Below are 12,931 nucleotides of genomic sequence, written 5' to 3' on the forward strand. Positions count from 1 at the left end.
GGGATGCGATGTGCATCCCGCCACCGTTTTTCGTTTGTTACTGAAACTGTTACAAGGATTAAGCGAAGGTGATGAGGTAGGTTGCGTTGGGGGTGGCCTTCAGTTGCAGCAGGCCGTCGGGCGAGAGTGCGTGGTCGATCTTGTGGCCGCCCGAAGTGATGGCGGCGATCTGCTGGCCCTTGGGGATGGCGATGGTGTGCGTGCGGGCGAGCGTGGAGCGGAGCGTGGCTTGGGTGGCTCGGCCGTTCTTCCATGTCAGGTCCAGCTCCAGCCCGCCGCGGGCGCGGAGACCGCGGAAGCTGCCCTCGGGCCACGCGCTCGGCAGCGCGGGCAGCAGGCGGACGACGGCGTCGTGCGATTGCAGCAGCATCTCGATGAGCCCAGTGGGGCCGCCGAGGTTGCCGTCGATCTGGAAGGGTGAGTTTTCCTTGAGGCCGCAGACGTCGAAGAGGTTGTGGCGCGTGGACTGGCGGAAGAGCTGGAGGACGTTCTGGTAGGCGGCCTCGCCGTCTTCGAGCCGGGCCATACAGTTGATGATCCAGGAGCGAGACCAGCCGGTGCTGCCTCCGCCTGCTGCCAGGCGCTTGTCGAGCGTCTCGCGGCAGGCGCGGGCCAGCTCGGGGGTCTTGCGTAGGGTGATCTGGTCGTCGGGGAAGAGGCCGAAGAGGTGCGAGATGTGGCGGTGGCCTGGCTCCTGGTCGGCGAAGTCCTCGGGCCACTCTTGCAGTCGGCCGTCGTGGGTGATGCGGAAGGGCGGCAGCTTGGCCAGCGCGGCTTCGGCGCGGGAGACGAGGTCGGCGTCGGGGTTGCCGAGCAGCTTGGATGACTCGACCACGCGGGTCAGGACGGCGCGGGTGATGGAGAGGTCCATCGTCGGCCCCATGCAGAGGTTGTAGGACTTGCCGCTCGGGAGCTTGTACTTGTTCTCGGGCGAGCAGGAGGGGCCGGTGACGAGGTAGCCCGCGTAGGCCGTGCTCTCAGGCGCGGTGACGAGGTAGTCGAGCAGGAAGACGGCGTTTTCGCGCAGGATGGGGTAGGCGGTCTGGCGCAGGTACTCGAGGTCGCCCGAGAACTCGTAGTGCTCCCACAGGTGCAGCGAGAGCCACGCCGCGCCCATGGCCCAGATGCCGCCGCCGAGGCCGTCGATGGGGCCGGTGTCGCCCCAGATGTCGGTGTTGTGGTGGGCGACGATGCCAGCCGCCTTGTAGTACTTGGCTGCGGTGATCTTGCCGGGGCCGGACATCTGCTGCATCAGATCGGGCAGGGGCCAGTGGCAGTCGGCCAGGTTGGCGCGCTGGGCCAGCCAGTAGTTCATCTCCAGGTTGATGTTGATGGTGTACTTGCTGCCCCAGGGCGGATCGACCGACTCGTTCCAGATGCCTTGCAGGTTGCAGGCCAGGGTGTGGGGGCGGCTGCTGGAGATGAGCATGTAGCGGCCGTACTGGAAGTAAATGGGGAGCAGGTGGATATCTTCGCCGGCGTCCTTGATGTGCTGGACGCGCTGGTCGGTGGGAACGTGGGCGTTGGGGTCGTCGCCGAGGCGGATCTCGGCGCGGCGGAAGAGGCGCTGGTGTGCGGCGATGTGGCGGCCGCGCAGGTCGGCGTAGGGGCGGCGGCTGGCGGCGGTCAGGTTCTTGGCCACGGCGGCCTTCATGGCGTCGAGGCCCGCGGGGAAGCGGTAGCTGGTGGCGCAGTCGATGAGGAGCGTGACAGAGGAGGCGTCGGTGACGGCGAGGACTCCGTCGTCGCTGGTGACCTTGCCGCCTTCGGGCAGCGAGAGCAGTTCGCTGTGGAACTTGATGCCGACCGGGTTCTCTTTGACGGGCTGGCCGGGGTTGTCGTTGACCGGGATGGCCTCGCCCGCGAGGAAGAGGTGGCTTGAGCCTACGGATCCGGTGGTGAAGTGGGCCGGGCGGTCGAGCTTCGCGGTGAAGGAGAGCTTGCCTGGGCCGGAGGCGGTGAGGCGGACGACGATGACCTGGTCGGGGTGGGAGCTGAAGATCTCGCGACGGTAGGCGGTGCCGTTGTGGCGGAAGCTGGTGGAGGCGATGGCGGTGTCTAGGTTCAACTCCAGCCGATAATCTTCGACTTGCACGTCCGGTGTGAGATTGCTCGGCGCGAAGTCGAGGCGCAGGTCACCGAGCGTCTGGTAGCAGGGCATCCGCTGCGGGATCGAGAGCATGTCGGACTTGGCCAGCTCCTCGGCCTCGGCGATCTTGCCCGCGAAGAGCAGCTCGCGAATCCTGGGCACGGACTCGGCGGCGCGGGGGTTGTTGCGGTCGCGGCGCTCGCCATCCCAGATGGATTCTTCGTTGAGCTGCACGCGGTCGAGCGACGGGTTGCCGAAGACCATCGCGCCCAGGCGACCGTTGCCGACGGGGAGCGCATTGGGCCACTTGGAGGCGGGCTGCTCGAAGTGGAGGAGGTAATCGAGGGATTCTTTAGACTCGTGCGGCGGGGCGGCGGCAAAGGCTCGGCGCTCGGCCAGCGTGGCCGCCAGCGCAGCGGTACTGCCGAGGAAGGTGCGGCGAGAGAGACGGTGGGATTCGATCTTCATCGTTGTTCCTTACATGCTGGTTCGGTGCCGGACTTACTTATAGCTCGAAGCTGATGGCGGTGCGGGCCGGGACCGTGAGGGTGCGGGTATGCGGCAGATGGGTCGAGCTTAGCGTGATGCCGTCCTTGCTGTCGAAGCCGGGGCCGGTCAGGGTGAGGGCTTTGCCTTTGGGTGGTGAAGGCAGCTCGACGGTGAGCGGCGTGTCCTGCTTGTTGAAGATGACGGAGCGGTGTTTGCCGTGCTGCTCCAGCATGTAGGCGGTGGCGCGGGTGCCTGCGCCGGTGAGGGTTGCGGGCAGAAAGGTTGCGCCCACAAACGTCTGCGCGAACTGGATGCCGAAGTACTCCGGGCGGCGGGTGAGGCCGGTGGAGGGCGTGCCCGCGATGGGCGTGTAGAAGCCGTTGCCGCCGCCGTGCAGGTTGACCCCGACCCAGCCCATCTGGGCGAAGCGGAGCATCATGTCGGCGCACCAGAGGGCCGAGGCGAGCGTGTCCGAGACGCCGGGCTTGCCGCCATCCCAGCAGGAGTTGCCCTCGCTCATGCGGAAGGGCAGCTTGGCCGTCTTGATGGCCTCTTCGATGGCGGGGAGATTGTGCTGGTGGATAGTGGCCAGCTTGGGATCGGGCTCGAAGAGCTGGTCGAGCGTGGCGTTGGGGTTGCTCGCCGGGCCCATGGCGTAGTAGTGGCCGGTGAGGAAGAGGACGTTGGGGTGTTTGGGTGCCTCGGCTGCAAAGGCGGTCAGGAAGGGGAACTTGTTGGAGATGTCGGGGCCGGCGAACTTTGCGGTGGGTACGGCGGCGACGATGGCGTCGTGGAAGGTATTCCACTCCTTCAGGAAGTCCTCCGGGCCGTACTCGGCGGGGCGGTAACGCTTGCGGAAGGAGTCGGGCTCGTTGCCGATCTGGAAGACGAGGAGGCGCGGGCCGAGGATGCGGGTAACGGCTGCGGCCTCGGCGGCGGCGTTCTCCTTGGTGCCCTGGCCGAGGTTGAGGCCGTAGATGCAGGTCCAGCCGGTGGCGTCGAGGAAGGCACGTAGATTGCGCAGGGCGAGCGCTGAGGTGATGGTTCCGTGCTTGACCGTCTTGCTCGTATCGGGGCCGAAGACCTCGAAGGGCGGCGGGCCGGTGGGGTCGGCGTCCGAGTAGGTAGTGTACTCGCTGGAACCGCCGCCGAGGCGCAGGACGCCCGAGGGCGAGAGGCCACGGAAGAGCGCGACCAGCGGCTTGTTGGCGGCAGAGAAGAAGGTCGGGTTGGCGAGCTGGGCGGACTCGTAGGAGAGGCCGGTGAAGTCGTGCGGGATGGTGGGGCCGCTGGGGCCGGGTTGGAAGGTCAGCGTGGCGTTGGGGGACTGTGCTCGTAGCGAGGCCGCGGCTGCGATGGCGGCGAGTGTGGCGAGAAAGTGGCGGCGGTTCATCGGGCGAACTCGAAGGTGACGGTGGTGGGCTTGGAGACGTGGTGCAGGGTGAGCAGACGTCCGGCGGGATGCGCGGCGCTGCCATCGACCGTGACCGACTTGAGAGTTGCGCCCTCGGGCACGGGTAGGTGGACGATGACTGTCTCGAGGGCGTTTGCGCCGGGGGCGAAGCTGAGGTGCATGGCTGTGGCCGAGGTGCGCTCCAGCTTGAGCGAGACCGTGGTGCCGAGTGTGGTGGGGGTGCGGTCGATGCTGACTACGTCGCCGGGTTTGGAGATCCACTCGGGCAGCAGGCCGGGGAGGAGATGCAGCGTGGTCTTGCTGTCGATGGTGGAGGGCATCTCCGTGCGCTCCTGAACCAGGTTGTCGCGGAGCAGATCGACGGCGTTGGCGTTGCCCCAGGCCTCGGGCATATCGCCGGTCCCTTCCATGTTCTGGCGCTTGCTGTGCGGGGTGTCGCAGGCGCGCTCGCGGGTCACGTCGGTCAGGATCTCTTCCTTGAAGACGTTGGTGGTGTAGGAGTGGTTGAGTGCGGCGATCAGCATCTCGGCGTTCTTCTTCGCGTCGTCGCGGAGCAGGTAGGTCTCGCTCATGTTCATGGCTTCTCCGGGCCACACGCCCGCAGGACCGGCCCAGGCGACGTTGGTCGGCAGGCCCTGCACCTCCTCCTTCTCCATGCGGGTGAGCAGGCCGGTGACCAGCGGGTCGTTGGGGCTATAGAGGCCGGTGGGCCAGATGCCGAGGAAGGTCTGGGAGTAGGCGGCGTCGGGCCGGGTGGGCTGCGCGGGCAGGTACGCGGGGCTGATCTTTTCGAGCGTGACGGAGCGCTCCACCGAGGCGCGGATGGCGGCGGCGAAGGAGCTGTACTCCTTGTCGAGCCAGGCGGCGTCTTCGGTGCGTCCAAGGGCGCGGGCGGCCTCGGCGCTGACGCGGACCCCATAGGCCGCGAGGAAGTTGTGCGAGTAGCTATGGCCCTCCGGCAGGCCGGAGTCGCCGTAGGACCAGGGCAGCAGGCCGTACCAGTAGGTCTTCTCGCCGGGCTTCAGCTCGGGCTCTGGTTCGGGACGGCACTTGGCCCCGGTGAGCATACGGTGGATCGGCTTCGCGCCGGTGGGGATGCCCGCTACGTTTTCGAGCTGCGTCTCTTCGCGATGGGCGTGAATCCACTCGGAGGACTTGAGCAGGTAGGGGTAGGCCTTGGCCAGCCAGGTCTTGTCGCGGGTGTAGAGATAGTAGTCCCAGACGGCTCCGGCGTTGCCTCCGGTGTTGTCCCAGGCGGGGAAGCCGCTGGTGGGCGGGCCGTCCCACTCGCCGTCGTCGATCATGATGCGGAAGGCGTGTTCGATAGACTCGCGTGCGGGGGCGAGGTGTCCGGCGACCTCGAGGGCGCGGGCCTGGAAGTACTCGCCGCGACCCCAGTACTGGCGGTAGACGTCGGGGCCGTCGAGCGCCCAGAGGTCGCCTTGCGCGTCGTACTCGGTGAGGATGAGGACGTAGGCGAGGGAGGAGTCGAAGAAGTCGTTGAGGACCTGCTGGGGGTAGTGGATGCGTGTGCCGCGGGACCAGATGCCATCCCACTGGGCGGCGGCTTTTTGGAGCAGGGCGTCGCCGGAGAGGGTGGTCAGCTCGGAGTTCCGCTTAGCGGACCACTCGTAGGGGACTCGGAGCCAGATGGTCTTCGTCTGGCGCGGCGCGAGGGTGGCCTTCAGGTTCAGCGTGAGGCCGTTGTCTTCGGTGGTCTCGGTGGCGCCGCCGTTGTCGGCGACGAGGGCTACGTCTTCGCCGGAGCCGGAGATGAGGGCATGGCCCGTGACGTGGCCGGGGAGATTGCGCTCGCGGCCGCTGAGCTTGAGCGCGAAGCTTTGGGGGGCAGAGCCTTCGTTGGTGAAGGTGAGCTTGATGAGGTCGAGGCCGCGGGTGCCGGAGCCGTTCCTGGGGTCCACGGCGGGGTCAGCTTCGGGATCGGCGGAGAAGGCTAGTTCTTCGAGCGTGAGGCCGCCGCCTGTGAGCTTCGAGACGATGAAGGGGTAGCGGCCCTTGTAGAGCGTCTGCGAGGTGGTCTTGAGGCGGGTATCCGCGCCGCTGCCGGTGGCGAAGGGCTCGATGGCCAGCGCGCCGTCCATCTGGCTGGAGAAGCCAATGGGGACATCGAGCGGCTTGCGTTTGAGCGACCACTGCGACCACTTGAGCGAGCCATCCTTCTCGACGGTGGTCTTGTGCGAGCCCATGGGGAGGCCGATGAGGCTTTGGGCGTCGGTGTTCTGGAAGTGGTGGTCAATGCCCAGTTCTGTGGCTTGTGACAGGCAGGAGGGAGCGGCCAGCAGCAGGGTGGCGGCGCTCAGGCAAAGCAGGCGGCATGGGGCAGAATTCAATGCGGACTCTCTTCCGAACGAGGAGTGTTTTCTGGGGAAGTCTACAAGGAATTTTCACTTCAGTACAGTAAGTTCCGGATTGACGGCTTTTACGCGAAGCGTCGAGAACCGCACGAAGTGCCGCCTGCCCGGCGTGAGGGCGTTGTTGCTGTTGCTTCTAGCCGTGGTTTAGGATCTCCCAGCCCAGGTAGTTGCCGAGGCCCTCGGTGACGGCTCCGGCGCAGTGCGCTCCGGTCATGGCGGCGTGGTGCTCGAAGCCGTTGCGGCAGATGTAGCGCATCAGCTCCGGCAGGCGGGGCACCGCGACGACGGCCTTGGTGCCGAAGGTGTCGAGGGGATCGTCGGTGAACTGACCCTCGCCCACGTAGGCGCGGATGATGCCCGAGGTGTCGTCAGTGCTGACGCGGCCGAAGGTGACGGGGCCAGCGGGTGTACGTCCGGCGAGTGCGCCGACCGTATTGGCCTCGCCGAGCACGGTGCCGAGGATGGGCGCGGTGCCGATGCGGATGTCGGGCAGGAAGTCCTTGGCCCAGTTGCCGCAGTGGAAGAAGACGCACTTGTCGGGATCGTTGCCGTAGTTGTTGTTCCAATCCACCAGCGCGCTGGGGCGGCCGCTGGCGAGTTGCAGAGCGTACATGCTGACGACGCCCGCGATATCGACCTCGCAGGCCGAGGGCAGCATCTGCTCGCTCATCATGCTCATGATGGTGCAGACGTTGACGCCGTAGTTCTTCTGCATACTGCTCCAGCACTGGATGGCGGTGGCGGTGAGGCCAAGCTCCTCCATCCAGCCGTCGATGACGACGGCGAACTTGGCCATGCGGAGCATACTCTCATCGGGTGCGGCGGAGCTGTCGGCGTAGGCTTTGATGGAGTCGATGCGCTCGACGACGCGGCGGTCGGCGCTGCCGATTTCGGCGGCCTGGCCGAAGACCTCGGAGAGGTCGATGGTGTTGACGCTGATGCCTGCGGCTTCGAGGAGTTTTTCGCTGTAGCGGGTGGTGTTGAAGGCGTTGGGGCGAGCGCCCACAGCGCCGATGCGGACGCGGCGCAGCCCCTTGACCACGCGGCAGACGGCGAGGAACTCGACTAGATCCTCGCGGAAACGGTCGGACTTGATGGCGACGGTGTGGTCACGGGTGAGGGTGAACTTGAGGCCGTACTGGCGGAGGTTGTTGCAGGCTGAGATCTTGCCGCAGAAGGAGTCGCGGCGGCGCTCGAGGCCGAAGTGGTCGAGGTCGTCGGGGCAGGCCTGGACGAGGATGGGGCAGGTCAGCTCGCTGAGGCGGAGCGCGTCGGCGATGCCCTTTTCATCGCCGAAGTTGGGCAGGCAGATGAGTACGCCGTCGATGCGCTGCTTGGCCTCGCGCAGCAGGTTGCCGCAGAGTACAGCGTGCTGCCAGGTCTCGACTGCGCCGAGCTTGGTCTGTTCCGGCGTGAGGGCGACGACGGCTACGCCCATGCCTGCGAGCACCTCGAGCAGGTCCTTGCGCGCCTCGGCTACGAGGCCGTCAGGAAAGAAGTCGCGATTGCCGAAGATCACACCCAGCGTCATACCCTGTACACCCATCATGCTGCTACCCTCCATTGCTTACTGTCTCTTTTCGAAGTTGACGTACTGTGCGGCGTTGGCCTGGACAACGAGGTCGCAGGGGATCACCTGCATCTCGGGCTTGCCGGTGGAGCCGGTCTTGAGGAACGCATCGGCCTCGTCCATGGCGATGCGCGAGATGAGCACCGCGGGTTGCAGCGCGGTGGCCTGTATCTCGCCGGACTTGATGGCTTCGACCGCGTCGGGGCTGCCGTCGAAGCCGACGATCTTGATGCCGTGCAGACCGGCTGACTTGATGGCTGCGGCTGCGCCCAGCGCCATGGTGTCGTTGCCCGCGATGATGCCGCGTATGCCGGAGTGTGCTTGGAGCATCGTCTCGGTTTTGCTGAAGGCTTCGGACTGGCTCCAGTTTGCCGACTGTGCGGCGGCCTTTACGAGAGCGGGGGATTGGTCGAGAACTGCGTGGAAGCCCTTGGTGCGGACCTGTGCGTTGGTATCGCTCTCGCGGCCTAGCAGCTCGACGTACTCGGCCTGCTTGCCGTTTGTATCAGCCGCGATAGAGCGCACGAACTCGGCTGCGACGAGGCGTGCCCCTTGGTCGTTGTCGCTGACGATCTGGGCCTTGGCAAAGCCGTGTGCGGCGATCTCACGGTCGATGAGGAAGACGGCGATACCCGCCTGCGCGGCGCGGCGGACGGCGGAGACCGAGGCGTCGGAGCCCGCGTTGTCGAGGATGAGGACGGCGGCGTTGCTGGCGATGGCGGCGTCGATCAGGTTGTCCTGCCGGTAGGCGTCGTCGTTGTGGGCGTCGACGCGCACGCGGTAGCCGAGCTGCAACGCGCGAGCCGCGGCTGCGTCGGCCTCGGTCTTGAAGTAGGGGTTGTCCTGCGAGGGGACGATGATGGCGACGAGGCGGCGGGTGTCGTGCGAATGGCATCCGGCCAGCAGCAACAGGGCCGTACAGGCGAAAGCCTTCGCGGTCTTCACGCGGCCACCGTGCTCCGCTCCGCGCGGGGCGTTACGGGAGTCATGCGCGACTGCACCTTGGTCTGGAGCTGATCGACCGTGACGGCGAGGACGATGACGACACCCTTGATGACGATCTGCCAGAACTCGGAGACGCCGAGCATAACGAGGCCGTCGGCCAGCACGCCGATGACGAAGGCTCCGATGAGCGAGCCGCCGATGGAGCCGCGCCCGCCCATCAGCGATGTGCCGCCGAGGACGACGGCGGCGATGGCGTTCAGCTCGAAGCTTTCGCCGGTGGCGGGGTGGGCCGACTCGAGCTGCGAGGCGATGACCAGGCCGACTAAACCCGCGCAGACAGCCGAGAAGCAGTAGGTGAGGAGTTTGACGCGCTCCACGCGGATGCCCGCGAGACGTGCGGCGCGCTCGTTGCCGCCGACTGCGTAGACGTGGCGGCCGAAGGGGGTGCGTGTGGCCACGGCTGCGGCCAGCGCGGTGATGACGATCATAAGCCAGACGGGCAGGGGGACGCCGAGGAAGAAGCTTTGGCCGATGACGCTGAAGCCGGTGCTGCCGCGCTCGGCTGTGCCTGCGAGGTTGGGGAAGGTCTTGCCCTGCGAGAGCAGAAGGGCCGTGCCGCGCGCGATGTACATGGTGCCCAGCGTGGCGATGAATGGGGCGACACCGAGCCGGGAGACGAGCACACCGTTCAGCAGGCCGACGAGGCAGCTTACGATCAGCGCGATGATGGCGGCGGGTACGGCTCCTGTGACGTGACCGGCGATTCCTACCGTGAGCAGGCCGCCCGCCACCATGCCCGAGAGGCCCGCGATGGAGCCGACCGAGAGGTCGATGCCTCCGGCCAGCACGACGAAGGTCATGCCGACCGCGAGGATGGCGCTGATAGCGACGTGCTTGGCCAGGATGGAGAGGTTGTTCGTGGTCAGGAAGCTGGGCGTCAGGATGGAGAAGGCGACCAGCAGCGCGAAGAGCACAAGCACGGCGCGCAGCTTCAGGAGCAGCAGGACGAGGGAGGCGAATCGGGGTTGGTTCGGGGTGCTCACGCAGCCTCCATGGTTGGGCTTGCGGCTGCGAAGAGAGCTTCGTCGGTGGCGTCGGCGTTTGCGAACTCGGCGGTGAAGCGGCCTTGCGCCATGACGACGATCCGGTCGGCGAGAAGACGGGCCTCTTCGATCTCGGATGTGGCGAAGAGGATGCTGAGTCCCTTGGCGGCGAGCGTGTGCAGGGTGCGGTAGATCTCGGCCTTCGCGCCTACGTCGACGCCGCGTGTGGGTTCGTCGAGCAGCAGAACTTTGGGGCGGCGCATCAGGCAGCGGGCCAGGACGACCTTCTGCTGGTTGCCGCCGCTGAGCGTGGTGACGGGTAGCTCGAGGTCGTGGGCGGCGAGGTGCATCTGGATGGCCAACTCGCGCACTCGTGCGGACTCGGCGCTGCCGCGCAGCCAGCCGCCCGGAGCGAACTCTTCGAGCGAGGCGAGGCTCATGTTCTCGCGGATCGAGAGGGCGGGCACGAGGCCGTCGCGCTGGCGATCTTCCGGCGCAAGGGTGATGCCCGCCGCGATGGACTCGGCGACGGAGCGGAGGGAGACCTTCTGGCTCGCGAGGGTTACGGTGCCCGACTCCATTTTGCGCAGGCCCGCGAGGGTCTCGAGTAATTCTGTGCGACCCGAGCCGAGCAGGCCGTAGATGCCTACGATTTCGCCTGTGCCGACTGTGAGGTTTACGCCACTGCTTGTGGATTGGCCTGCGATCTTGATGGAGACTCCGGAGACCTCGAGCATCGGCTGTGTGTTGAGGATGCGGGTGGGGCGCTCTTCATGAACTAAGGCGCGGCCGCTCATGCGCTCCACGATCCACTGGCGGTCGACGCTGCCGCGCACACCCTCGCCGACGATGCGGCCGTCGCGCATGACGGTGAAGTAGTCGCCGAGGTAGAGCAGCTCGTGGAGACGGTGCGAGATGTAAACGATGGCCACGCCGCGTGCCTTCAGGTCGGCGATGACGTGGAAGAGGCTGGTGGCCTCGGCTGCGCTGAGGGCAGAGGTGGGCTCGTCGAGGATGAGGACGTCGGCCCCGTGCGCGAGTGAGCGCGCCAGCTCGACGACCTGCCGGTTGCCCAGTGAGAGGTCTCCGGCGAGGCCGCGCACGGCGATGGGCTTGCCCAGCTCTTTGAGCGCGGCGGCGGCGCTTGTCTCCTGTGCAGTGCGGTCGACCAGTATCGAGGAGCGCACCAACTCGCGTCCGGCGAAGACATTTTCGGCGACGTCGAGGTTGCCGAGGACGGAAAGCTCCTGGTGGACGATGGCAATTCCGGCGGCGGTCGCATCGCGCGGGGAGCGCATCTCGAGTTGCTGGCCGCCCTTGAATATCTCGCCTGAGGAAGGTTGCTCGGCTCCGGCAAGGAGGCGCATCAGGGTCGATTTGCCCGCGCCGTTCTCGCCGATCAGCACGTTGACCGAGCCGCACCGTACGCGGAAGGTGACGTCGTTCAACGCGAGGTTGCCGCCGTATCGCTTGGAGACGTTGCGGGCTTCGAGCACCACATCCTGCTGCGGCTCACTCATGCGGCTGCTCCTCTGAGGATGCACGCAGGCGGGTTCGCGCTACGGCGGTCTTCCAGCCTGAGTAGAGGCGGTCTTTCTCCGCTGTGGCCATCGTCGGAGTAAAGGTGCTTGCGTCGCGGACCATCGCGGTAAGCTGCTGCATCGTGGTCCACCAGCCGAGGGCGAGGCCACCGAAGAAAGCGGCTCCCATCGCGGAGAGGTCTTCGCATCCGGCGCGTACGACGGGCTTGCCGAGGATGTCGGCCTGGAACTGCATCAGCGTGTCGTTCTTGGTGGCTCCGCCGTCGGTGTGTAGTTCGGGCAGATCGCAGCTCGCGCCTGCGGCCATCGCGTCGAAGACGTCGCGGATCTGGTAGGCGATGGACTCGACGGCGGCACGAGCCAGATGAGCGGCGCGGCTGGTGCGGGTCAGTCCGCTGATGTTGCCCTTGGCTTCGCCGTCCCAGTAGGGCGCACTCAGGCCGCTCATCGCGGGTACGAGGTAGACGCCTTCGCTGCTGGAGACGGACGCGGCGAGTGTGGCCGCATCCTCTACAGGTTGGGCGAGACCGAGGAACTCGCCGACCCATGCAAGCCCTGCCCCGGTCATGGCGATGTTGCCTTCGAGAGCGTATTGGGGCTTGCCGTTCAACGACCACGCGATGGTGGAAGCCACGCCATGGCGGGGAGCTTCGAGCGCGGACAGCAGCGTCATCAGGGAAGAGCCGGTGCCGTAGGTGGCCTTCACGGTGCCCGGCTCGTAGGAGCCGTGGCCCGCCATGGCTGCGTGGGAGTCGCCCATGGCGCTGACGATGGGGACGCCTTCCAGACCGATGATTCCTTTGCAGCGTCCGAAGACGCCGCTGGAGTCGCGGACCTGCGGCAGAGCTGTACGGGGCACTCCGAAGATCGCTAGTAGCTCTTCGTCCCAGTCGCCTTGAGCGAGGTTTAGAAGCTGTGTGCGGGAGGCGTTGCTGGCGTCGCAGAGATGGGCGCTGCCGCCGGTGAGCTTCCAGATAAGCCAGCTGTCTATAGTGCCGAAACAGACCTCGCCTGTGGAGGCGCGCTCGGGCAGGCCGGGAATGTTTTCGAGCAGCCAGCGCATCTTGCTGGCGGAGAAGAGCGTGTCTATGCCGAGGCCGGTGCGCTCGCGTAGCAGAGGCTCGAGGCCGTCGCGGCGAAGCTGCTCGCAGATGGCCGATGAGCGCTGGCACTGCCACACGATTGCTGGGGCAAGGGGCTTACCGGTGAGGCGATCCCAGACCACGACGGTCTCACGCTGGTTCGAAATGGCGACTCCGGCGACGGCGACGCCGGGTGCAAGCTGGAGGCACGCGGCCACGGCTTCAAGGACGCTCTGCCAGATGGCCTCCGCATCCTGCTCGACCCAGTTCGAGCGCGGCGTCGAGATCGTCATGCGAACCGATGCGCGCGCCTGCGGCTGACCTTCGCGATCGACCAGCAACGCCTTGGTGTTGGTGGTGCCCTGGTCGATCGCCAGAATCAT

General features: G+C 66.6%; 8 protein-coding genes. All 8 read right to left on the minus strand.

The window, feature by feature from the left end; all coding sequences use genetic code 11:
• Nucleotides 1-58: 58 nt before the first annotated feature.
• Nucleotides 59-2,557 carry a glycoside hydrolase family 95 protein gene (locus FTO74_RS06330; RefSeq protein WP_162537386.1) on the minus strand — a complete coding sequence of 833 codons (2,499 nt, stop codon included), beginning with the start codon at nucleotides 2,555-2,557 and terminating at the stop codon, nucleotides 59-61.
• A 37-nt stretch (nucleotides 2,558-2,594) separates the two neighbouring features.
• Nucleotides 2,595-3,971 (minus strand): hypothetical protein, encoded by a 1,377-nt coding sequence (locus tag FTO74_RS06335; RefSeq protein ID WP_162537387.1) that lies wholly within the window; start codon nucleotides 3,969-3,971, stop codon nucleotides 2,595-2,597.
• Nucleotides 3,968-6,343, minus strand: a complete 2,376-nt coding sequence (locus tag FTO74_RS06340) for a hypothetical protein (protein WP_162537388.1) — start codon at nucleotides 6,341-6,343, stop codon at nucleotides 3,968-3,970. Before FTO74_RS06340 ends, FTO74_RS06335 begins: the two co-directional genes overlap by 4 nt.
• Before the next feature lie 157 nt (nucleotides 6,344-6,500).
• A complete protein-coding gene (locus FTO74_RS06345) occupies nucleotides 6,501-7,916 on the minus strand; it encodes an L-fucose/L-arabinose isomerase family protein (protein WP_255462535.1) in 1,416 nt (471 codons plus the stop codon).
• Nucleotides 7,917-7,934: 18 nt separating this feature from the next.
• Nucleotides 7,935-8,882, minus strand: a complete 948-nt coding sequence (locus tag FTO74_RS06350; RefSeq protein WP_162537389.1) for a D-ribose ABC transporter substrate-binding protein — start codon at nucleotides 8,880-8,882, stop codon at nucleotides 7,935-7,937.
• The gene (locus FTO74_RS06355) at nucleotides 8,879-9,925 is read right to left on the minus strand and encodes an ABC transporter permease (protein ID WP_162537390.1); all 1,047 of its coding nucleotides are present in this window, start codon (nucleotides 9,923-9,925) and stop codon (nucleotides 8,879-8,881) included. The genes FTO74_RS06350 and FTO74_RS06355 overlap by 4 nt, the downstream gene beginning before the upstream one ends.
• On the minus strand, nucleotides 9,922-11,445 hold the full coding sequence (locus tag FTO74_RS06360) for a sugar ABC transporter ATP-binding protein (RefSeq protein ID WP_162537391.1): 1,524 nt from the start codon (nucleotides 11,443-11,445) through the stop codon (nucleotides 9,922-9,924). Before FTO74_RS06360 ends, FTO74_RS06355 begins: the two co-directional genes overlap by 4 nt.
• Nucleotides 11,438-12,931: a glycerol kinase GlpK gene (glpK, locus tag FTO74_RS06365; protein ID WP_220399092.1), complete on the minus strand. Its 1,494-nt coding sequence runs from the start codon at nucleotides 12,929-12,931 to the stop codon at nucleotides 11,438-11,440. The genes FTO74_RS06360 and glpK overlap by 8 nt, the downstream gene beginning before the upstream one ends.

The sequence above is a fragment of the Granulicella sp. WH15 genome, from assembly GCF_009914315.1.
GTDB lineage: Bacteria > Acidobacteriota > Terriglobia > Terriglobales > Acidobacteriaceae > Edaphobacter.